19 protein-coding genes and 1 other RNA gene are annotated in these 20421 nt (G+C 44.5%); 11 read left to right on the plus strand and 9 right to left on the minus strand.

The window, feature by feature from the left end; all coding sequences use genetic code 11:
• Window positions 1–99: 99 nt before the first annotated feature.
• The 5 genes from QTO00_RS00905 to smpB form a co-directional block, all read right to left on the minus strand.
• Window positions 100–1704, minus strand: coding sequence for a BCCT family transporter (locus QTO00_RS00905; protein ID WP_331422379.1), 1605 nt, complete (start codon window positions 1702–1704; stop codon window positions 100–102).
• Between the two features lie 514 nt (window positions 1705–2218).
• Entirely contained in the window at window positions 2219–3520 is a 1302-nt protein-coding gene (locus tag QTO00_RS00910; protein WP_331422381.1) for a type II toxin-antitoxin system HipA family toxin, read from the minus strand.
• On the minus strand, window positions 3520–3768 hold the full coding sequence (gene hipB / locus QTO00_RS00915; RefSeq protein ID WP_331422382.1) for a type II toxin-antitoxin system antitoxin HipB: 249 nt from the start codon (window positions 3766–3768) through the stop codon (window positions 3520–3522). Before hipB ends, QTO00_RS00910 begins: the two co-directional genes overlap by 1 nt.
• A gap of 258 nt (window positions 3769–4026) precedes the next feature.
• Window positions 4027–4393: a transfer-messenger RNA gene (gene ssrA / locus QTO00_RS00920) on the minus strand.
• A 67-nt stretch (window positions 4394–4460) separates the two neighbouring features.
• Window positions 4461–4946: an SsrA-binding protein SmpB gene (gene smpB / locus QTO00_RS00925; RefSeq protein ID WP_331422383.1), complete on the minus strand. Its 486-nt coding sequence runs from the start codon at window positions 4944–4946 to the stop codon at window positions 4461–4463.
• 118 nt (window positions 4947–5064) lie between these two features.
• Between smpB and QTO00_RS00930 the strand changes: the two genes are divergently transcribed.
• Window positions 5065–5508, plus strand: a complete 444-nt coding sequence (locus QTO00_RS00930) for an SRPBCC family protein (protein ID WP_331422384.1) — start codon at window positions 5065–5067, stop codon at window positions 5506–5508.
• Window positions 5498–5851, plus strand: coding sequence for an RnfH family protein (locus QTO00_RS00935; RefSeq protein WP_331422385.1), 354 nt, complete (start codon window positions 5498–5500; stop codon window positions 5849–5851). Before QTO00_RS00930 ends, QTO00_RS00935 begins: the two co-directional genes overlap by 11 nt.
• A gap of 245 nt (window positions 5852–6096) precedes the next feature.
• Here the strand turns inward: QTO00_RS00935 and bamE are convergent, their stop codons facing one another.
• The 3 genes from bamE to nadK form a co-directional block, all read right to left on the minus strand.
• Complete coding sequence (gene bamE, locus QTO00_RS00940) at window positions 6097–6456, minus strand: outer membrane protein assembly factor BamE (protein WP_038205819.1); 360 nt, start codon at window positions 6454–6456, stop codon at window positions 6097–6099.
• A gap of 174 nt (window positions 6457–6630) precedes the next feature.
• Window positions 6631–8295, minus strand: coding sequence for a DNA repair protein RecN (gene recN / locus QTO00_RS00945; RefSeq protein WP_331422388.1), 1665 nt, complete (start codon window positions 8293–8295; stop codon window positions 6631–6633).
• A gap of 219 nt (window positions 8296–8514) precedes the next feature.
• Window positions 8515–9399 carry an NAD(+) kinase gene (gene nadK, locus QTO00_RS00950; RefSeq protein ID WP_331422390.1) on the minus strand — a complete coding sequence of 295 codons (885 nt, stop codon included), beginning with the start codon at window positions 9397–9399 and terminating at the stop codon, window positions 8515–8517.
• 144 nt (window positions 9400–9543) lie between these two features.
• Between nadK and grpE the strand changes: the two genes are divergently transcribed.
• From grpE to dnaJ, 4 genes are all read left to right on the plus strand, one after another.
• Window positions 9544–10140 (plus strand): nucleotide exchange factor GrpE, encoded by a 597-nt coding sequence (gene grpE, locus QTO00_RS00955; protein ID WP_331422392.1) that lies wholly within the window; start codon window positions 9544–9546, stop codon window positions 10138–10140.
• A 279-nt stretch (window positions 10141–10419) separates the two neighbouring features.
• Window positions 10420–11691 (plus strand): dicarboxylate/amino acid:cation symporter, encoded by a 1272-nt coding sequence (locus QTO00_RS00960; RefSeq protein WP_331422394.1) that lies wholly within the window; start codon window positions 10420–10422, stop codon window positions 11689–11691.
• A 235-nt stretch (window positions 11692–11926) separates the two neighbouring features.
• On the plus strand, window positions 11927–13843 hold the full coding sequence (gene dnaK / locus QTO00_RS00965) for a molecular chaperone DnaK (RefSeq protein ID WP_331422396.1): 1917 nt from the start codon (window positions 11927–11929) through the stop codon (window positions 13841–13843).
• Between the two features lie 184 nt (window positions 13844–14027).
• The gene (gene dnaJ, locus QTO00_RS00970; protein ID WP_331422398.1) at window positions 14028–15170 is read left to right on the plus strand and encodes a molecular chaperone DnaJ; all 1143 of its coding nucleotides are present in this window, start codon (window positions 14028–14030) and stop codon (window positions 15168–15170) included.
• Between the two features lie 81 nt (window positions 15171–15251).
• Here the strand turns inward: dnaJ and QTO00_RS00975 are convergent, their stop codons facing one another.
• Window positions 15252–15761, minus strand: coding sequence for a type IV pilin protein (locus tag QTO00_RS00975; RefSeq protein ID WP_331422399.1), 510 nt, complete (start codon window positions 15759–15761; stop codon window positions 15252–15254).
• A gap of 25 nt (window positions 15762–15786) precedes the next feature.
• Between QTO00_RS00975 and QTO00_RS00980 the strand changes: the two genes are divergently transcribed.
• The 5 genes from QTO00_RS00980 (at window position 15787) to QTO00_RS01000 (ending at window position 20404) form a co-directional block, all read left to right on the plus strand.
• Window positions 15787–16293: a GspH/FimT family pseudopilin gene (locus QTO00_RS00980; RefSeq protein ID WP_331422400.1), complete on the plus strand. Its 507-nt coding sequence runs from the start codon at window positions 15787–15789 to the stop codon at window positions 16291–16293.
• Entirely contained in the window at window positions 16274–16921 is a 648-nt protein-coding gene (locus QTO00_RS00985; RefSeq protein ID WP_331422401.1) for a pilus assembly protein PilW, read from the plus strand. Before QTO00_RS00980 ends, QTO00_RS00985 begins: the two co-directional genes overlap by 20 nt.
• Complete coding sequence (locus tag QTO00_RS00990) at window positions 16921–18165, plus strand: hypothetical protein (RefSeq protein WP_331422402.1); 1245 nt, start codon at window positions 16921–16923, stop codon at window positions 18163–18165. Before QTO00_RS00985 ends, QTO00_RS00990 begins: the two co-directional genes overlap by 1 nt.
• Entirely contained in the window at window positions 18155–18565 is a 411-nt protein-coding gene (locus tag QTO00_RS00995) for a prepilin-type N-terminal cleavage/methylation domain-containing protein (protein ID WP_331422403.1), read from the plus strand. Before QTO00_RS00990 ends, QTO00_RS00995 begins: the two co-directional genes overlap by 11 nt.
• A 279-nt stretch (window positions 18566–18844) precedes the next feature.
• On the plus strand, window positions 18845–20404 hold the full coding sequence (locus tag QTO00_RS01000) for an AbgT family transporter (protein ID WP_331422404.1): 1560 nt from the start codon (window positions 18845–18847) through the stop codon (window positions 20402–20404).
• Window positions 20405–20421 lie beyond the last annotated feature (17 nt).

Raw genomic sequence — 20421 nt, forward strand, 5'->3', positions numbered from 1 at the left:
TTGATAGGCTTCTAACAATTTGCATTGATGTGCATTGGTTCTTAAAGACAAAAAAAGAGCGACCATATGATCGCTCTTTACTTGGCTCAAAATTGCTAGTTATGCGGCTGCTGGAGTTCGCCCAGTTTGATAAGCAGGCAGCTCAGATCGTAATCCTTTAATCAAGCTTACACACATCACAAGCAGCACTAGCGTGAAAGGTAGGCCGGTGGCAACAACCCCTGACTGAAGCGCTTGCAGTGCCTCTTTGCCGCCAATCCAAAGCATCACTGCCGCAATAGAGCCTTCAATACATGCCCAGAAAATACGTTGCGGCACTGGCGCGTCAATCTTACCGCCTGCGGTAATGCTATCAATAACCAGCGAACCAGAATCTGATGAAGTGATAAAGAACACTAAGATCAACACTATCGAAAGTACTGAGATGATAGCACTGTATGGCATCGCATCATAAACATGAAACAGAGTCAGCGAAATATCAGTTAGGCCATTAGCACCAAGTTCGCCAATGTTATTTACCACTTGGTCTAGAGCGATACCGCCAAATACCGACATCCATATTAATGTCACTGTAGTTGGAATGATGATCACCGCGAATAGAAACTCGCGCACAGTTCTACCTTTGGAAACGCGAGCGATAAACATACCCACGAAAGGAGACCAAGACACCCACCATGCCCAGTAGAAAACTGTCCAGCCGTGCATCCAATCGATATCTTCACGTCCATGAGGAGTACTTAATGGCAAGATGCTTTGCGCATAAGCGATGGTGCCGTCCCAAATTGACAACATAGCGGTATCAAAGCTAATCACAATCACAAACGCCAATAGAGCGAATGCAACGAGCATATTAATGTTACTCAGTAGCTTTACGCCGCCGTCGATTCCACGAATAACAGAAATGATCGCTATAGAGGTAACAAAGGCAATGACAAACATCTGCATGCCGATACCGCCATTAAGACCAAATACATGGTTAATACCACTGGTGGCTTGCTGTGCACCTAAGCCCAATGACGTTGCAAGGCCAAACAGAGTTGATAGCACGGCTAGAATATCGATCACGTGACCTAGCCAGCCCCAAGCTCTGTCACCAAATAGCGGGTAAAACGCTGAGCGCAATGAAAGTGGCAGCCCTTTGTTAAAGGCGAAAAAGGCTAAAGAGAGCGCAACAATTGAGTAGATAGCCCAACCATGAATACCCCAATGGAACATGGTCGCACCCATCGCTAGTGATTTGGCTTCTTCGCTATATGCTTCGGCATTAAGCGGTGTGCCATACCAATCGGTAAAGTAGGCGGTTGGCTCTGCAACACTCCAGAAAAGTAGCCCAATCCCCATACCAGCAGCAAACAGCATGGATAACCAAGAGAGAGTTGAATGCTCAGCTTTAGCTTTTTTGCCTCCGATGCGGATCTTTCCTAGCGGAGATAGCAGTAATACGATAGCAAATAGAATAAAGAAGTTTGTTGACCACATGAAGAAAGAGTCAAATTCCGCAATGATGCCGTTTCTAAGGCCATTAAGAGCATCTCGCGCGGTAGCAGGTTCAACAATAAGAAGAGAAAGAAGACAAAGGATCACAAGGCCAGCACTAATCCCAAAAACTGGGTTGTGGATATCAAAGCCCCACTTTTGTACGTTGTCTTGTCCGACTTGGTAATCAGTGGTCTCGATACTGTATTTTTTTAATGCATTATCCATAAATACAAATTTTACGTTTTTATACTGTGCTTAACTTTTTTAAGAAAAACACTAAAACCGCCCTCCATTTGTTTTGAGTTCAAAGTAATTTTTCGTCGAAACTATACCCTTAAATGTGATCTTGTGCAAGTTTGATTCACTTTTGCAGGTTTATTACACGTTTGATTGTTTGTCATCTAATTATTAGTGAACGTATTTTTGTAGAGCTGAACAGCAAGGTAGATTAAGTTAAAGAGGTTTTGGACCATTATTCGTAGGCCGTGAAATGTTCTTTATCCCCAGTAGGGAATAATGGGGTGAATATACCCTGGTGGGGATAAGTAACGTTCTAGATAGAGTAAATAATTTCGCTCAACAACTAAGTCGGTACGCGTGTTTGAGTACCCTAACGTGCTACTTGCCGTGTTTGGAGTACTAAATAGAATACTATTTTATGCAGTAATGCAGAGATCTATGCGGAACTGAACCCCCATCCACTTATGTTGATGTTCCTAGTAACTCGGGTTTGATGCAGCTAAATCTTCTTAACTATTTGCTGAGTATTCTCAAAAATTGAGTCTACGATATGCTCAGGAAAGCCCTCAGGCAATGTAGCACTTACTTGTAACATTGCCTTAGGTAAGGCATCTTTCATTTCATCAATTATCTCTTGCATCGTGTCTTGACTAAAGTTTACAGCTTTAGCAGTATCCAAGAAGTGACGAGGCAGGATTTTACTTATCTCATACTTCTTGCCTTTTGTTGCTTTCAATCCCATTGCCAGCTTAAGCTTTCTGATATTGAGCCCTTTTCCTCCCAGTAGTGGGTAGGCTGACAAAATATCGTAGAATGGAGTGAGTCTGTAGCTGCCTCCTCTATCAATATAGATAGAAAAGTTTTTCGCATGCCCATCTGTAGCGCCAATGAGCCACTGAAATACTTGGAATCTCATGAAGTTATATCGATCTTCTAGAGCATTACTTGACCCCATTAACAACTTCATGATCTGAACTATACCGGGACCACCTTGAGATTCGTACTTAATGGATGATGGCATACCAAATACTTGGCAGGTATCTTCCTGAGGTAAGCGTAGCAAGCATGTTCTGTCTTTTGTCCAGCGTCTATCAAAGCGCTCTACAGCTAAAGCTTTTATGTTGTCTGTTTTGATTATATTGACGTTGGGAACTGCAAACCCCAGAGCTCTGGCTAACTTAATACAAAGGTACTCGTTTTCTACGCTATCTTTGAGATCTAAGGTCGCGTTGGCTTGTTGTATTTCACCTATTGGCAGTTTAATGATGTGAGTGGTGGGGGTGTTTCCTTTCGGTATACACCATTGATCATCAATGAATAATAGAGCTGTTTTCTCTTGAACACCTGCCACGGAGATTCTAAAGTCTTCTTCTTCTTCAAGCATTCCGAGCGGAATATCAGACTTGTATGCAGAAAGAACAGTTTCTAGTTTTTTGTCATCAAGGACTTCGTAGCTAAGTGGCTCTTTATTATAGGGGAGGTCTGGAGGAAGTAAAGCAATCGCACCAACACTGTCTTTTCCTATTTCTTTCAGGAGATCAAATGGTTGTTTGGATGACGCCTTGTATCTTGCAACGATTCTATCTCTGACTTGAGGGCTGTCTGGCAAGAGATTGTCAAAATAGTTTATAACTGCATCGGAAGTGATAGCTGGTAATTGAAGTTTTAAAGACAATGATAGTGGTCGAGTCACCGCATTGGTTAACCAGTTTTTATCATATTGAAAAGTGTGAGCACCATTCTTATGTTTCTCTAGAGTACCAACAAGTTCACCATTCATGTATGCGATTAGCTTCTGCATTACCAACTCCCATCATCATTTTCATCTGACGAAGCTACCTGTGATTTATCGTGGATACTCAATGTTAGATCCATTGCTTGGGCAAGCTTAAAGAAGGTAGAAAGTGTTGTTTTGTTAGGGTTGTTTTCGAAGTTCGAGATGGTGGCTTGCTTGATGCCGACTTTTTTTGCTAACTCTGATTGAGTCCATCCATTTTGTTGACGTATCAGCAACATCATATCTGCTAGCTGCTTTGGACTATAAATCATTTTCCAGCCCTCAATCGACTAAATATACTTGATATCCTTACTAGGGGATATTTGGATTCTTATCCCTTAGTGAGGATAAGTTGTGTAATATCCCTATTAGGGGATAATTGCTAATATATCCTCTAGTGAGGATAATAGAACACTTTTCTAAACGTTCGAGTGGTGGTAAATGAAATCTGTGACCCGCAACTCACGAGTACTGAATTTAATGATACAAAAAGGGCGCTAACTATAAAGTTAGCGCCCTTTCCAAACGTTTGGTGGAGCTGGCGGGAGTTGAACCCGCGTCCAAAAATCATTCATCATTGGTACTACATGCTTAGTCGATCTTTAAATTCACCAAGTACCTGCGAACCGACACGCTAGTAAATGACTATCCTGAATTGTAATTCGCCGTTCATCTCTCAGGCGGGAGAATCCGGGCTAGCGCGTTTGGGTTTGATCTCTCGTTGGTCCCCGTCTTACGTGCGGAAGCTAGGGCGAGAGAGCTCTGAGCAGGTTATTAAGCTGCTAGTGCGTAGTTTTCGTCGTTTGCGACTATTTTTTTGCGGCTTTTTACGTGGCCAACCGCCCCACGGCATGCACCTCAGACTGCAAAATTCCTGTCGAATCCTAAATCAGCCCCAAAGTGTTCCTCGCATAGTACCAGAAAAGTATAACCTGTCTAGACTTGTGCGTTTAAGTGCTCAATATTAGCGCAGCGAGCTTTTCATTACGCGCGCTTTTTCACGTGCCCAATCTTTTTCTTTAAGATCAGTACGCTTATCGTGCAGCTTCTTACCTTTCGCAACACCAATTTTCATCTTCACCCAAGAGCGAGACCAATATAGTGAAAGAGCAGTAAGTGTCATACCTTCGCGGTTGATCCTACCAAGTAGGTTATCAAGCTCGCGACGGCTAAGGAGTAGTTTACGCACACGAGTAGGGTTCGCCACTACGTGTGTCGATGCTTGGTTAAGAGGGGTAATGGTCATGCCACTAACGAAGGCTTCGCCGTCACGCATAAATACGTAACTTTCTGCGATGTTAGCTTTGCCTTGACGAAGGGACTTAACTTCCCAGCCTTGAAGCTCCATTCCCGCTTCGATTTCATCATCGATGAAATACTCGTGGCGAGCTTTCTTATTGACAGCGATGGTATTGCTACCCGCTTTTTGTTTAGATTTTTTCTTTGCCATAATGGCTGCATTATACGGCTAGGAACTAAGTTAGGAAATCCCTTTATTTGCGCTGAGTGCAAATAAAAGTAAAATTGCTCCAAGCTTGAAGTTCAAGTGGAAGTGATGAGGAGTCAATATGAAGCAAGTTAGTCGCTCTGCGTTGGTGTCGTTTAGTGCCAAGCAGATGTTCGACTTAGTGAACGATGTAGCGAGCTACCCAGAATTTTTGCCGGGTTGTTCAGGTTCACGAGTTATTGAATCGAGCTCAAATGCGATGGTGGCTTCTGTTGATGTTGCGAAAGCAGGGATTAGTAAGACTTTCACCACCGCTAACGAGCTGGTGGAGGGGGAAGCGATCGTAATGAAGCTCGTCGATGGGCCATTTAAAACACTCAAAGGTGGATGGTTTTTCACTCCGTTAGACGAACAGGCATGTAAAGTAGAACTTAAGTTAGAGTTCGAGTTTTCAAGCAAAATGATTGAGATGGCGTTTGGTAAGGTTTTCAACGAGTTGACCAACAACATGGTTAACGCATTTACCAAGCGTGCAAAACAGGTGTACCCAGCTTATGAGTATTGAGTCTGAGATGATTCATGTTGAAGTCGTATACGCTCTACCGCAAGAACAACGAGTGTTTACGTTAGTGGTTAATCAATCGATGACGGTTGAAGAGATTATCGCTCAATCTGGAGTGCTTGAGCTTTACCCAGAGATTGATCTGAAAACCAATAAGGTTGGAGTGTTCAGCCGTAACGTAAAACTCAATGCGACGGTTAATGACAAAGACCGTATCGAAATCTACCGTCCGCTATTGGCTGATCCTAAAGAGATTCGCCGTAAGCGCGCCGAGCAAGCCAAAGCCTCTGGTGCTGCTGATCCTGTCACTGGCGGTAAGAAGAATCCTCTGAGGAAGGAAGGCTAAAGAGAGCGAATGGACTTCGCCCGCGGGAATCGAAAACGGGCTTTGCCCTTCGAGAGGAGAGCAACGCTATATACCGTCATTCCCTAGATTGACGAAGGAAGGAGTAGGGAATCTCCATTCTTCATCGACTTGCTGTAAGAGAGCCCCAACTCGTTCGCACCTCACTCTTGAGGATGACAGCTTAATTTATTGAAATAAAAAGGGTTGACACCATGTGTCAACCCTTTGATATTTCTCGCTTCTCGTTAGTTAATACTCTCAAAGAAGTCATTGCTTGCCGGGAAGTCGCCGGCTACTTCTACCAACTGGCCGTCATCGTTAAAGTTAACGATTAGGTTCTTTTGGATTGGGTCATGGTGTCCTTCGGTATGATGATAAATGTAGTACCAAGTATCTGGGTAACCGTTCTCTATCAGCATTGGTGAGCCCATTACATAGCGTACTTGTTCTTTGGTCATGCCAAACTTCAGTTGTTCAACTGCGGTTTGTTCTACATAGTTGCCTTGGTTGATATCAATGCGGTACACCAACTTCTCTAGAAGAGAACAGCCAGTCAGCATTGTCATTGCTAGTGGTACAGCGATGAGCCACTTCTTTAATTGCATACTTAAATTCTTGTAACGGATAATAATCAAACTCAGCCGATAATAAACAAGCTAGGCGCCAAAGTAAAAAGCTGAAAGCGTTTTGAATTGTTTATGACCGTTATTTTTGAATTTGGTTGCAAAGTCAGGTCAAAATTCTTAACAAGAGGGAACTTTGACCCGCAAAAGCGTAGGTTAGGCAGCAACTAGGAGTTCCTTCGCATTGGCTAGAGTCGAGTCAGTAATCTCGCTTCCACCAAGTAAGCGCGCCAACTCTGATACGCGTTGTTCATTATTTAAGCGATGCATTTGTGTTTCTGTTTTTCCAGCTTTGGTTTGTTTTGCTACGAAGAGTTGTTCATGGCCACAACCAGCGACTTGAGGTAAGTGAGTTACACAAAGAACTTGGGTCGATTCACCTAACTTACGTAGCATTTTCCCAACGACGGCCGCTGTTGGGCCGCTGATACCCACATCAACTTCATCGAAGATCAGGCTCGGAGTATCAACTTTTTGCGCCGTGATTACTTGTATCGCGAGCGAGATTCGAGAAAGCTCACCACCTGATGCTACTTTGGCAATTGGTTGCATTGGTTGGCCTGGGTTGGTTGACACTACGAAGCAAACAGTATCTAGGCCGATAGGCGACGGGTGAGTGCCTTCTGTTGTCACTTCAATACGGAATTGAGCTTTTTCCATGCTCAGTTCGTGCATGCTTGCGGTGATGAGTTTATTGAGTTCTTTCGCGTAGCGCGCTCGAGACTTATGCAGTTTTTCTGATGCAGCAATAAAAGATTGGTAGTTAGCTTCAACAATTTGCTCTAACTCCCCTAAGCGTTCGTCTGAGCAATCTAGTGCTTGGATCTGCTCTAATAGATCTTGATGGTGCTGATAGAGCTCTTCTGGCATTACATGATGCTTTCTGGCAATCGACATCACTTTAGAGAAGCGCTCTTCAACGTAAGCCATACGAGCAGGGTCTACATCGATATTATCGAGGTAGTTGCGTAACTCGCTGTTTGCCTCTTCAAGCTGGATCATCGCTTCAGCGACCATGTTAGGTAGCTCAGTTAAGGTTTCATCCAGTTCAGCGAGTTGAATTAAGGACTGACTGGCCGATTGGAGAATACCAAGCGCGTTAACCTCTTCACCTTCGTAAATAAGCTCGATCGCTTGTTGGCAGGTCGAGGCGAGCTCTCCGCAGTTTGACAGGCGTTTGTGTTCTTGTTCGAGTTCTTCATATTCACCCTCCGCAAGAGAAAGTTCATTAAGCTCTTTGAATTGGTATTCAAGAAGCTGTTTCTGGGCTAGGTTTGCAGCGCTGTTTTCTTTTAACTGCTTTAGGTTATTGTCAGCCTGACGCCAAGTTTGGTATGCGTTACGCGTATTTTTGAGTAGATTTGTATGGCCCGCGTATTGGTCAAGCATCGCCATTTGGTACTCACTCTTCATTAGCTGATGATGAGCATGTTGACCATGGATATTTATCAGTAGTTGGCCCAACGTTTTTAGCTGAGAAAGAGGAACGGGACTACCGTTAATGAAGGCTCTAGAACGACCTTCTTTACTAATGATACGGCGCAGAATGCAGTCGCTGCCATCTAGCAGATCGTTATCTTCCAACCAGCGGGTTGCGTTAATATTGTTCTCAAGGGAGAAAGCTGCACTTACCTCAGTTTTCTCTTCACCTTGACGTACCATGCTGGCTTCCGCGCGCCCGCCTAAACATAAACCGAGGGCGTCAATGGCGATGGATTTGCCTGCGCCAGTCTCACCGGTAATGGTTGTCATTCCTTTGGATAGCTCTAGCTGTAGAGACTTAACAATTGCAAAATTATTAACACTTAGATGAGCCAGCATTTTATGTACCTGTTTAAATGAACAATACTGTATAAGAAAACAGTATATACTGTTTCTTTATACAGTAAAGATGCAGGTGAGATTTTTTGTGATCGGGAGCAGATCGCTTCGCTTCGAGATCGGACTACGTCCGTTCCCGCATCCCGCTTCTTTAGGAAAGTGCTCCAAACCCAAAAAGGGTTGACGCAGTACGCCAACCCCTCAAAACTTCTCCAACTCTTAAAACAACCGGCTCGACCAACCTAGCTTGTTTCTCAGTACGTGGTAATAGCTGTAGTCTTTGGGGTGGATCAGCTTAAGTACGTTCGGACTTTGGTAGACATGCACTTCATCACCGGGAGAGACGGGCAGTGAAACTTGACCGTCGCAGCTTACTTCTTGTGTGCCTCGGTTATCTGGTGACACGATCAGCTTGATACGGCGCTTGCTATCAACAACCAGTGGGCGGCTAGAAAGTGTGTGTGGGAACATCGGCACTAACGAAATTGAGTTCAAACTTGGTGAAAGGATAGGGCCACCGCCGGAAAGCGAGTAGGCTGTTGATCCCGTTGGCGTTGACACGATCAATCCATCTGCTCGTAAGGAGAAAGCGAAGATGTCATCAATGTAAACTTCAAACTCGATCATATGAGCAACTTGGCCTGGGTGGAGTACCGCTTCGTTTAACGCTGCATTGTGACTTTTTACTTGATTGTGTCTGTGCACTTCCGCTTCAAGCAAGAAGCGCTCTTCTTCGATAAACTCGCCAGCAAGTACGGCAGAGAGCGAGGCTTGAAAATCCTCGGGGTCAAGGTCGGTTAGGAAGCCAAGGTTGCCACGGTTTACTCCAATGACAGAGATATCAAACCTTGATAGAACACGTGCCGCACCAAGCATATTTCCGTCGCCACCCACTACGATGGCTAAATCGGCTATCCGCCCCAATTCAATTAGGCTAGCAAAGTCTTTTTGTGGAATATCGTCTAAGATCTCACTTAATCTATTATCGATATACACTTTGTAACCTTCGTTTTGAAGCCAGGTATAGAGCTCGCGATGAGTCGCTATAGCTTGTTGATCTCTTGGTTTTCCAATGATGGCGATCACTTCAAAAAGTTTTTTCATAGGTTTTCCGCACCAAATAGGCTTGATTCGACAATCTTCATCCCCATAATAATGGCAAGTTAGCTATTTATGCGAATTTTTGTGTGCTCCAATGCGATAAACGTGATGCGTTGGTGACCAATAAAGATGAATTCTGGAGAGATTATGAGCAACGAAGAAAACAAAGTTACAGAAGAAGAGCTGGATCAAATCATCGAAGAAGCTGAAAAAGTAGAAGCGGCTGCTCAAGATGCAGAAGCAGAGCTTGAAGAGATTGGTGATGAGAAAGACGCGAAGATTGCTCAACTTGAAGCGGCTCTTCTAACGAGCGAAGCAAAAGTTCAAGAACAGCAAGACAGCGTATTACGTGCAAAAGCTGAAGTTGAAAACATGCGTCGTCGTACTGAAACTGAGATCGACAAAGCTCGTAAGTATGCTTTGAACAAGTTTGCTGAAGAGCTACTTCCTGTTATCGATAACTTGGAGCGTGCGATTCAGGCAGCTGATACTGAAAATGAAGTGGTTAAGCCTCTGCTAGAAGGTGTTGAGCTGACTCACAAGACGTTTGTCGACACGGTTTCTAAGTTTGGTCTCACTGAGATCAACCCTGAAGGTGAAGCGTTCAACCCTGAAAAGCACCAAGCTATGTCTATTCAAGATAGCCCTGACCACGAGTCAAACACGGTTATGTTTGTAATGCAGAAAGGTTACGAGCTAAATGGTCGTGTAATCCGCCCAGCTATGGTTATGGTTGCGAAGTAACATCCCCCACCTGTTTTAAACGAAGGGAGGCTTTTGCCTCTCTTTTTTGATCCCGTCAGACCAGTTCTTGCCCCTCAAGATAAATAATTGATTTAGCGAACTTATCCATATCCAGTCGTAGTCTGAGAATTAATTTCTGATTTGAAATTTGTAACATTATAGTAAACAAAGTCTTTATCTTGTAACTTTTGTGTGTATTATGTGCGAACTCTGCCGAATAACTTGGCGGAATAAACTATAAAATCATAAATTAACAACACAACATTCTGGAGATGAAAGATGGATAAGTCGCTTTCAAGCAAGATATTTGTAGGCTTGTTTGCTGGTCTGCTCATTGGTACTGCAATTCAGTACCTATTCAGTGGAATTGTAATCTTCGACATTTACCTTCTAGGTGCCGCAGAGGGCGCGGGTGGTATGTTCGTATCACTGATTAAATTGCTCGTTGTACCTTTGGTCTACGTGTCAATTGTATGCGGTATCGTTGACTTGAAAGACATCACTGCTTTTGGTCGTTTAGGTGGTAAAACTTTTGCTTTATATATCTTTAATACCATCATCGCTATTACTGCCGCATTAACGGTTGGCATGATTTTCCAACCAGGGGCAGACGCTAACCTAGCTGGAACTATCTCAGAGACGGTTAAGCTAACGACGACCGAAACTCCAGACATTTTCTCACTAGTCGTTAACATCGTTCCTAGCAACCCAGTTCAAGCGTTTGCGAACGGAGATATGTTACAAATCATCTTCATGGCAATCCTGACAGGTTTAGCGATTCAAGCGCTTGACTCGCGTGGTGGCCCAGCGATTCGTACATTCAAGATGGCGAATGAGATCATGATGAAACTGGTTGGGTTGGTTATGAGCCTAGCGCCATACGGTGTGTTTGCACTAATGATTCAACTAGGTGCAACGCTAGATGCGAATACATTGATGTCGGTTGCAGGTTACGTAGCACTAGTTGTTGCAATGCTAGTGTTTTGGATCTTCTTCTTCTACCCAATGGCAGTGGGCATTGCGACAGGGACTTCACCTAAGGCATTCCTACGCGCTACACGTGAGCAGATTTTATTCTCTCTATCGACAGCAAGCTCAAATGCAACTATTCCTGTAACTATGCGTACTCTGACGGAAAAATTGCAGGTTTCAAAATCAGTCGCTGGTTTCGGTGTGCCGTTAGGGGCAACAATGAACATGTCTGGTGTATCTATTTACATCGCATTAGCGACTATTTTCGTAGCCAACGCATTTGGCCAGCCAATCAATACCGCTGATTTGTTCACTTTAGGTCTAACGATCCTACTTCTATCAATAGGTGCTGGCGGTGTTCCTGGTGGCGGCGTAGTTATGGTCGGTGTTCTTCTTCACCAACTGGGTCTTCCACCTGAAGGTCTGGCAATCATCGCTGCAGTTGACCGCATTAACGATATGTTCTGTACATCTTCAAACGTAGTAGGCGATACCGCTGTAAACACTATCGTTGCTAAAACAGAAGGTGAAATCGGTAAAGATGAAGCGGAAGTAGAAGCAAAGCCTGTCGAAGCTTAACGACTAAAACCACAGGTTATAAATAGACAGAATTTCAAAGCGAGCCTTAGGGTTCGCTTTTTTTACATTTTTTTTCATGCCCTCCCTTGAAAAGCCATTTCCTGCCCTTATCTATTGGGCATAGAGAAGCAAACATCATTATTTTTGTTTGTGAGCAAGGGTTGAAACCCGATTCTCCATCCCCACATAGGGGATATAGCAAAACGAAAATAGAAATTTATTCGGAGATAGCCTGATGGGTAAAATCATTGGTATTGACTTAGGTACTACTAACTCATGTGTTGCTGTACTAGACGGCGACAAACCACGTGTAATTGAAAACGCAGAGGGTGAGCGTACCACTGCATCGGTAATTGCTTACACAGACGGTGAAACGCTAGTAGGTCAACCGGCAAAACGTCAAGCAGTTACTAACCCAACTAACACGCTATTTGCAATTAAGCGTCTTATTGGTCGTCGTTTCGAAGACGAAGAAGTTCAGCGTGACATCGAAATCATGCCTTACAAAATCATTAAGGCTGACAACGGTGATGCTTGGGTAGAAGCGCAAGGCCAAAAAATGGCGGCTCCTCAGGTTTCTGCTGAAATCCTTAAGAAAATGAAGAAAACTGCAGAAGACTTCCTTGGTGAGGAAGTAACTGGCGCAGTTATCACTGTACCTGCTTACTTCAACGATGCACAGCGTCAAGCAACGAAAGATGCTGGTCGTATCGCAGGCCTAGAAGTTAAACGTATCATCAACGAACCAACAGCGGCTGCTCTAGCGTATGGTCTAGACAAGCAAGGCGGCGATCGCACTATCGCTGTATACGACCTTGGTGGTGGTACATTCGACATCTCTATCATCGAGATCGACGAAGTTGAAGGCGAGAAAACGTTCGAAGTATTAGCAACTAACGGTGACACTCACCTAGGTGGTGAAGACTTCGATAACCGCATGATCAACTACCTAGTTGAAGAGTTCAAGAAAGAGCAAGGTATCGATCTTAAGAGCGATCCTCTAGCAATGCAGCGTGTTAAAGAAGCAGCGGAAAAAGCGAAAATCGAGCTTTCTTCTACTACTCAAACTGACGTAAACCTACCTTACGTGACTGCAGATGCAACGGGTCCTAAGCACATGAACGTTAAAGTAACGCGTGCGAAACTAGAATCTCTAGTTGAAGACCTAGTACAACGTTCTCTTGAGCCACTAAAAGTTGCTCTAGCTGACGCTGATCTATCTGTAGGCGACATTACTGACGTTATCCTAGTAGGTGGTCAGACTCGTATGCCTATGGTTCAAGCGAAAGTTGCTGAGTTCTTCGGTAAAGAAGCTCGTAAAGACGTGAACCCTGATGAAGCAGTAGCAATGGGTGCTGCAGTTCAAGGTGGTGTACTTGCTGGTGATGTTAAAGACGTACTTCTACTAGACGTTACTCCTCTGTCTCTAGGTATCGAGACGATGGGCGGCGTAATGACTAAGCTGGTTGAGAAGAACACTACTATCCCAACCAAAGCGAACCAAGTTTTCTCTACAGCAGAAGATAACCAAAACGCAGTAACTATCCACGTTCTTCAAGGTGAGCGTAAGCAGGCGATGTACAACAAGTCTCTAGGTCAATTCAACCTAGAAGGCATTCAGCCAGCACCACGTGGTATGCCACAAATCGAAGTAACTTTCGATCTAGATGCGGACGGTATCCTACACGTATCTGCGAAAGATAAGTCGACGGGTAAAGAGCAGAAGATCACTATCCAAGCTTCTGGCGGTCTAAGCGATGAAGACATCGAGAAAATGGTACAAGAAGCAGAAGCGAACAAAGAAGCGGACAAGAAGTTCGAAGAGCTAGCAACTGCACGTAACCAAGCTGACCAAATGATTCACGGTACTCGTAAGCAAGTTGAAGAGGCAGGTGATGCACTTCCAGCAGACGAGAAAGAGAAGATTGAAGCAGCTATCTCTGAGCTAGAAGAAGCACGTAAGGGCGAAGACAAAGAAGCGATCGACGCGAAAGTTCAAGCACTTATGACAGCAGCTCAAAAGCTAATGGAAATCGCTCAGCAACAAGCTCAAGCACAACAAGGCGCTGAAGCTGGTGCAGAACAAGCACAGCCTCAAGACGACGTAGTTGATGCGGAGTTTGAAGAAGTTAAGGAAGACGGCAAGAAGTAATTCTTGATTCGACATACTTAATTTAGTTTCTTGCGGGCGTTTGAGGTAACTCATACGCCCGTATGTTTGTAAGTAGCAGTTTATGGATACTAGTCCCTAGTTCCTAGATTTAGGAATGACAATACTCTAGGCACTAGGAACTAGCATCTAGTCTCTTAAGTAGTTTTAATTGGTGACGAAGAACATGTCAAAACGTGATTTTTACGAAGTATTAGGCGTAAGCCGCGATGCATCAGAGCGTGATATTAAGAAGGCGTACAAGCGCCTAGCGATGAAATTCCACCCGGATCGCAATCAGGGTGATGACAGCGCCGCAGATAAGTTTAAAGAAGTAAAAGAAGCGTACGAAGTCCTTCTTGATCCGCAGAAGAAAGCCGCTTATGACCAGTATGGTCATGCTGCTTTTGAACAAGGCGGTATGGGTGGTGGCGGCTTCGGTGGTGGCAGCGCCGATTTTGGTGACATCTTTGGTGATGTGTTTGGTGATATTTTCGGCGGTGGTCGTCGTGGTGGCGGTGGTCATCGTGCTCAGCGTGGCGCAGACCTTCGTTACAACATGGAGCTGTCTCTTGAAGAAGCGGTTCGTGGTGTATCGAAAGAGATCGAAGTGCCAACATTGGTTCACTGTGACTCTTGTGAAGGCACAGGTGCGAAGAAAGGCACCTCTGCTGAAACCTGTGGTACCTGTCATGGTCACGGCCAAGTTCAGATGCGTCAGGGCTTCTTTGCGGTTCAGCAGACCTGTCCTACCTGTAATGGTAAAGGTAAGATCATTAAAGAGCCATGTAACGTATGTCATGGTCAAGGCCGTAAGCAAAAGACCAAAACTCTTAACGTTAAGATCCCTGCTGGCGTAGATACTGGTGATCGCATTCGTCTATCTGGTGAAGGTGAAGCGGGTGAACACGGCGCACCAGCAGGTGACTTATATGTACAGGTTCATGTTAAAGAGCACCATATCTTCGAGCGTGATGGCAACAACTTGTACTGTGAAGTGCCAGTAAGCTTCGCGATGGCAGCACTTGGTGGCGAAGTTGAAGTTCCAACCCTTGATGGTCGAGTGAACCTTAAAGTACCAACAGAAACTCAAACTGGCCGTATGTTCCGTATGCGCGGTAAGGGCGTTAAGGGTGTTCGTGGCGGCGGTATTGGTGACCTTATCGTGAAGCTAGTTGTTGAAACTCCGGTTAACCTAAGCTCTCGTCAAAAAGATCTGCTTAAAGAATTTGAAGAGTCTTGCGGCGGTGAGGCGGCAACTAAGCATAAGCCAAAATCTGAAGGTTTCTTCAACGGTGTGAAGAAGTTCTTTGATGACCTAACTAGCTAAGGTGAGCTAACCTAGCAATATGATTTGAAAGCCTGCTACTCAACATTAGCAGGCTTTTTTAATTTCTAGTTCAGAGAGAGACTACGGCCAGCAATCTTCAGGCACCATTTCACCCAACTGATTGATACTTAATTCGCTATATAAGGCCCCGTTACAACGATCTTTGAGTTGAGAGCCTAGCGCGGTAGCGGTGATAGTGTAAGTGGATTCGGTTGCTGAGATAGCGATCTCAAAACGATCGCTATCTAGCGTACAAAAATCGCACTCACCATCGGTAAGAACAGTATCCGCCGCAACCAGATAACTCGTTGTATATTCGCGTTCTAGCTCTAATTGCACCATGGCAATATTAGCCAGAGCTGTGGTTCGATGGGACTGCAGCACATGTATATGATAGCTAGGGTAGGCGATGGTACACAGTGCGCCTATTATCACTACGCAAATCAGTAACTCGATCAACGTCATCCCTTCTACTCGATTTTCTCGTATTTTACACAAACTTGTTCGAATCATTTCCAAGCCTTCCTGACTGACATCCCATCTATTTTTATTAGCTGCTAGCATTGCCTCAAGGCTGAATTTTTCTTTCATCTGGCATTACATAGGAATTTGGGAAATGTCTCGCGGCTTCACTCTGCTCGAACTACTTATCTCTATTGTGGTACTAGGCTGCATGCTGGCCATAGGGCTCCCTAGTTTTCGCTCGTTGAGCATAGACGCTCAGATGGTGAGAGCCGCCAATGAGCTTCATGGTTTTTTTAACCAAGCGAGGTCTGAGGCGATTAAACGCAATCGTGATTTATGGGCGCACTTTTCTTTTGATAGTTACCCTGCTGTGGCCCACGAGTGGACGCTAACCTTGACGGAATCAGAGACCGCAGGATCTGCAGAGATATTGTTGGTTCTTCAAGGAAGTGTATTTAAAAGCCTTAAACTGGATTGGACTTACACGGCAGATAAGATCAAATTCAGTGGCCTTCGTGGCCGTATCAAAGACGGCAGTTTGAGTTTTTATCCGGACGGGCAGCAGAGCGATGCGCTACGCATTAAAACCTCTTTTGCTGCCAATCGAGTGATGGTTTGTGGTGTGAGTCGGAGTCGCTATGGTTTTCCACGCTGTTAACTTTCGACATCAATATGGGAACACACTGATTGAGCTACAGATCGCGTCGTTAGTTGGATTAATGGTTCTCGGCACAATAGGCTCGGTGTTTATTCAGGGTTTTAAGCTAACTAATGAGAGAAGTAAGCAACTACTTCTCGAGCAAAGCCTTTCCACTGTGATGATGCAGATTAAAGAAGATATCCACCGTGCAGGCTTCAATACTGACCAAGGGCACACGGCTGTATTGTCTGGGGCTTTGGCCACTATTCATGTTGACCCCGAGCAAGAGCTTGTAGGGTATGTTTATCATATAGAGTCCGAGGGAACCGAGTCTTTTCGCAACGTCGTGTTTAAGCGTGAGGAGTCTAGCAGCCCGAGTGGGGGGAGTATGCTTAAAATATGTGAGAAGCACTCCTCGCAGCCGTTGTCAGTCGAGGCTGTGGCTCTTTCAGGACCTGGAGGTTTCTGCTTTAACCTTTTTAATCCTAAACAGATTTCTATTTCAAACTTCTCTGTTCAAAGTCAAACGGTTGCGAGCGAGATGATGAGCTCGAGAATGGTGACACTCTCACTTACAGGGCATCTTCTCGCTCGGGTAAATCGTGAACACCGAGTGGAAATGACAGTGCTGCAGAGAAATCAGTGATGAGCCGTTCTCAACAACAAGGCATTGTCACTCTACTTGTCACTTCTATGTTAGCGATTGCAGCGTTAATGCTGAGCCTAGCCAGTTATCGAGGTCTGTTTTATCAGATCAAGCAGGCACAAAATGAACTTAAAGCGAGGCAGGAACACTGGCTAGCAGAAGGCGGTATTGAGTGTGCATACGCGTACCTTCACTCTTTTCCTGAGCGCCTCAATAGCCTATTGGAACAAGGGAGCGCTGAACTTAATGATGTGTGCAAGCAAGAAACTGGGATGAATGATATCTATGTAGAAGCGCTAGAAGAGGACAGTTATATATTACACACTATTGGGCCGAGTTCGACCCTGCGACGCTACTTTCATTACCGCGAAGTGACTGGGATGGGAGCGATTCAGTCACGGGCCAACCTGCGCTTGATAGGAAGCTTTGAGATTTCTTCCGACGCACCTAGGTTTACTCACCTTGATGGGCACTATCCTTGTGTCGCGGTTCAGTATGCGTCACATGTCGTCTATGAGGTGGGTGGAAGTGAAGGGGCACTGAAAACAGGATTTCCGCTAATTAATGGGCCTTTTAATGGCTTTGAAGGGGAATGTGCGGATAGTCATATCACGATGCTAACAAGCAATCAGAGTAGCTTGGTTGAACCGAATAATTTCAACCAAGATTTCGTCAAAAATGCTCAGCTAGATACGTTTAAAAACTACTTTAATAGAGAGAATAACCCTGAGAACATTGCGTTGCTCAAAGAACAGTATCAAGTTTTTAGCTTGGCAAGTGTTGCCGATGGGCATGATTGCGCTGAAGTGATTAATGACAACCTTACCCTTGCGCAAAACAAATTATGGATTGAAGGCCATTGTATTCTCACTTCACCATTGACTATTTCTTGGCCCTCTTCCTTAGTGGTTGAAAACGGGATTTTCTCTGCAACAGGAAATCATGAATTTTCAGGCTCTGTTTATCATTTAGTTGATATGTCGCTTCCTGACTTTTCCCCAACGAAAATCGAAGAGTATTGGGCAGAGGTTAGCTATAAAAGTGCCATTAAGGACTGGCTAACTAGTGGTACCGTCTACTTTGATAACGGCTCCTTTCGCCCTAAAGGTGGGATGTATTTTGATGCCTTGGGCGGCGAGGCAGTACTAAAAGGCTCCTACGATATAGATTACTCAGCAGCCAACAATGTTGTGCAAGGGCGTAAGGCATTCACATGGCTTAGAGGTGGTTGGTTTGCGCAGTAACTGGCGAGGTTTTTCTCTATTAGAGGTACTGATTGCTCTGTTGTTAGTTGCTATTGCGAGTCTATCGCTGATTGCGGTGCAAGTGAGAATGGAGCAGCGTGCAGACTATGCAAGTTCGAGTAGTAAAGCGCTGAGTTTAATTGAGCAAAAGCTTGAATGGTTTCGCTCTCGAGGCGCAAACAGTATGCAGTCGGAAATTTTGCCTGCTAATTTTGATTCTATGGCTAGTGGCTCAGATATCCATGGCGCATTCACAATTGCGTGGCAGATTAGTTCGCCATCTTCTTCACTAGAAACTTCATTGAAGCAAATAGCGTTGACGGCAGAGTGGAAGGATCGTTTCGGTAAAACTTACTCTTTGAGCGTAAAAACTATGCTATCTCGCCACAGTGAATTCTAAAACAACTAGATGCATATTTGCGTTTATCTTTCTTTATTACTTAGTGGTGCTCTTTATATTTTGCATTTGCGTTTCACTGTTGTGTACTTTTTTTGGGGTTAAGTGTTTTATTTTTGTTGTACGTTAATCGCGTTTTTGCAAAATATGTCTCCAATTATGGAAAAACCCTTGGATTGTTGTGCTTTATTAGAGCAGATTAACTAGAATACCTGCTGAAATCGAGACCGTTATAATAATTTCACAAAGGTCTACCGTAACAACATCACATATGGAGTTACCATGAGTAACCAAGCTATTAAAAAAGCTCCGTCACAACAAGTAAGCGGTATGGACCGCTTCCTAAACTTTATCGAACGAGCCGGTAACAAAATCCCGGATCCAGCAATTCTATTTTTCTGGGCGTTAGTCATTACTTGGGGTGCATCAGCACTATTATCGAACGTTTCGTTTGACCTGATTAATCCACGTTCAGGCGAAGCACTTGCAATTAATAACCTTTTAACTGGCGAATCTCTAGCAAGTTTCCTCGCAAACATGGTAACCACATTTACTGGTTTTGCACCGTTAGGCATCGTACTTGTTGCCATGCTTGGTGTGGGTGTTGCTGACTCTTCTGGCTTTATTACAACTGGCCTTAAGAAGATGTTGAACTTTACGCCAGCTAAACTACTTACTCCAATGCTAATCCTAGTTGCTATTGTATCTCATACAGCGGCAGATGCAGGGTACGTACTAGTTATTCCACTAGGCGGTATCATTTTCCACGCGGCGGGTCGTCACCCATTGGCGGGTATCGCGGCGGCATTCGCTGGTGTATCTGGTGGTTTCTCAGCTAACTTTATTCCTTCAGGCATCGACCCACTTTTAGCAGGCTTTACTCAGACAGCAGCACAAGTTCTGGACCCTGAGTATGTAGTTAACCCATTAGCAAACATCTTCTTTACTGGTATTTCTTCTATCATCATCGTTGCTATCGGTTGGTGGGTGACTGAGAAAATCATCGAGCCTCGTTTAGCAAAAACACCAATTGATGAAGACGCAGAAAAAGCACCGGATCTAGGTTCATTTACAGAGCTAGAATCTAAAGCTTTCCGTTATGCGGGTTGGGCTATGGTAGCGGGTATTGCACTGCTTATCGCGGCAATCATTCCTGAGAACTCTGCACTTCGTTCGCCTGATGGCGAAATCACCGCATTTACCGCACCGTTAATGAAATCAATTGTTCCATTGATTTTCATCCTGTTCATTATTCCAGGCTACGTATACGGTAAGGTATCGGGTACATTTAAGACGAGTAACGACGTCATCAAAGCAATGTCAGACACCATGGCGACTATGGGTGCGTACATTGTAATGTCATTCTTCTGTGCTCAATTCCTATCGGCGTTTGCTCAATCAAACATTGGTACTATGCTCGCGCTGTACGGTGCTGAGGGTCTGAAAGCGATGAATTTACCTGGTGAAGCAACCATCATCGGTATGATTCTTCTAACGGCGGCTGTGAACCTTCTAATCGGTTCAGCATCAGCGAAGTGGGCATTGATTGGTCCAATTCTAGTACCAATGCTGATGGCGGTTGGTATCTCTCCTGAGCTATCTCAAGCGGCATACCGTGTAGGTGACTCTGTATCGAACATTATCTCACCACTTATGGTCTTCTTCCCATTGGTTGTGGTTTACTGTCAACGTTACGTTAAGTCGACAGGTATTGGTACGCTAGCGTCACTCATGATGCCATTCTCGATTGCTATGTTGATCGGTTGGTCTATCTTCCTAGTGGGATACTGGATGCTAGGCATTCCTTTGGGTATTCAAGCGCCATACACTTACACAATGTAAATACTGGCATATTTGGC

Source organism: Vibrio sp. M260118 (assembly GCF_036533755.1).
Lineage (GTDB): Bacteria > Pseudomonadota > Gammaproteobacteria > Enterobacterales > Vibrionaceae > Vibrio.

What these genes read in the sequence shown, in the direction of transcription:
- hipB (WP_331422382.1), bottom strand. Translation starts at nt 3,768, where the DNA reads ATGATTTATAGTCCAAAGCAGCTAGCAGATATGATGTTGCTGATACGT.
- QTO00_RS00980 (WP_331422400.1), top strand. Translation starts at nt 15,787, where the DNA reads ATGTCTCGCGGCTTCACTCTGCTCGAACTACTTATCTCTATTGTGGTA.
- QTO00_RS00935 (WP_331422385.1), top strand. Translation starts at nt 5,498, where the DNA reads ATGAGTATTGAGTCTGAGATGATTCATGTTGAAGTCGTATACGCTCTA.
- QTO00_RS00990 (WP_331422402.1), top strand. Translation starts at nt 16,921, where the DNA reads ATGAGCCGTTCTCAACAACAAGGCATTGTCACTCTACTTGTCACTTCT.
- recN (WP_331422388.1), bottom strand. Translation starts at nt 8,295, where the DNA reads ATGCTGGCTCATCTAAGTGTTAATAATTTTGCAATTGTTAAGTCTCTA.
- QTO00_RS00975 (WP_331422399.1), bottom strand. Translation starts at nt 15,761, where the DNA reads ATGAAAGAAAAATTCAGCCTTGAGGCAATGCTAGCAGCTAATAAAAAT.
- QTO00_RS00985 (WP_331422401.1), top strand. Translation starts at nt 16,274, where the DNA reads ATGGTTTTCCACGCTGTTAACTTTCGACATCAATATGGGAACACACTG.
- dnaJ (WP_331422398.1), top strand. Translation starts at nt 14,028, where the DNA reads ATGTCAAAACGTGATTTTTACGAAGTATTAGGCGTAAGCCGCGATGCA.
- bamE (WP_038205819.1), bottom strand. Translation starts at nt 6,456, where the DNA reads ATGCAATTAAAGAAGTGGCTCATCGCTGTACCACTAGCAATGACAATG.
- nadK (WP_331422390.1), bottom strand. Translation starts at nt 9,399, where the DNA reads ATGAAAAAACTTTTTGAAGTGATCGCCATCATTGGAAAACCAAGAGAT.
- smpB (WP_331422383.1), bottom strand. Translation starts at nt 4,946, where the DNA reads ATGGCAAAGAAAAAATCTAAACAAAAAGCGGGTAGCAATACCATCGCT.
- grpE (WP_331422392.1), top strand. Translation starts at nt 9,544, where the DNA reads ATGAGCAACGAAGAAAACAAAGTTACAGAAGAAGAGCTGGATCAAATC.
- QTO00_RS00930 (WP_331422384.1), top strand. Translation starts at nt 5,065, where the DNA reads ATGAAGCAAGTTAGTCGCTCTGCGTTGGTGTCGTTTAGTGCCAAGCAG.
- QTO00_RS00910 (WP_331422381.1), bottom strand. Translation starts at nt 3,520, where the DNA reads ATGCAGAAGCTAATCGCATACATGAATGGTGAACTTGTTGGTACTCTA.
- QTO00_RS01000 (WP_331422404.1), top strand. Translation starts at nt 18,845, where the DNA reads ATGAGTAACCAAGCTATTAAAAAAGCTCCGTCACAACAAGTAAGCGGT.
- QTO00_RS00905 (WP_331422379.1), bottom strand. Translation starts at nt 1,704, where the DNA reads ATGGATAATGCATTAAAAAAATACAGTATCGAGACCACTGATTACCAA.
- dnaK (WP_331422396.1), top strand. Translation starts at nt 11,927, where the DNA reads ATGGGTAAAATCATTGGTATTGACTTAGGTACTACTAACTCATGTGTT.
- QTO00_RS00960 (WP_331422394.1), top strand. Translation starts at nt 10,420, where the DNA reads ATGGATAAGTCGCTTTCAAGCAAGATATTTGTAGGCTTGTTTGCTGGT.